The following is a 599-nucleotide window of genomic DNA, read 5'->3' as shown; positions in this document are numbered from 1 at the left end:
TTTTATTGATTTTCCATCGATAGATGTTTGCCACAATAAACGCATAAAAAGAAACAAGGTCTTTAAAGGTTTAGCAAAGAGGGGGAAAACAACTTCAGGATGGTTTTTCGGGTTTAAATTGCATCTCATGGTCAATGAAAGAGGAGAAATTTTGGCTTTTCAGCTAACTCCTGGAAATGTTTGGGAAGATTTGGTTTTAGTCGCAATGTGTATTCCCAATGGTGTTAGATGTCTTATCTCTGCTTTATGCTATTACGGTTTGACAGAGAAAATCATGAGGGAATTTTGGATCGCAGTTCCTAATTCCTCAAAAAGTCCCAAAAGAGGAAATACTCGCATTGTAAGAATGCGAAACATAGACCTAGGCCAAACAGAAACCCTAATAGGAAACTGCCATTTGAAAAAGTAGAAAGTTGTGCTGGACTCCTTTTTCCTAAAGGTAATTAATTAGAATCTATTTGTAACCTGAATTTTGGGTTTTTAGGCAGCCATTAACAATAAGCGATGCTGCTCTGCTAAGTTTATCGATGGCTTTTTAGGTTGGTGAGTATAAGCAATAATCCCAGCTAATAGATTAATTAAAAAATTTCCGGCATTTC

The 599-nt window shown here is 36.2% G+C and carries 2 pseudogenes; one reads left to right on the top strand and one right to left on the bottom strand.

Annotation, left to right across the window (positions count from 1 at the left end):
• Positions 1 to 181: pseudogene (locus BU804_RS01915) on the top strand (transposase); the annotation flags it as partial.
• Between the two features lie 299 nt (positions 182 to 480).
• On the opposite strand, the pseudogene BU804_RS11810 reads toward BU804_RS01915, so the two are convergent.
• A pseudogene (locus tag BU804_RS11810) lies at positions 481 to 599 on the bottom strand (IS982 family transposase); the annotation flags it as partial.

This window comes from Candidatus Protochlamydia sp. W-9, assembly GCF_001950615.1.
GTDB classification, from domain to species: Bacteria; Chlamydiota; Chlamydiia; order Chlamydiales; family Parachlamydiaceae; genus Protochlamydia; species Protochlamydia amoebophila.
Note: the sequence above shows the minus strand (reverse complement) of the source record. Positions and strands in the feature narration are given on the sequence as shown.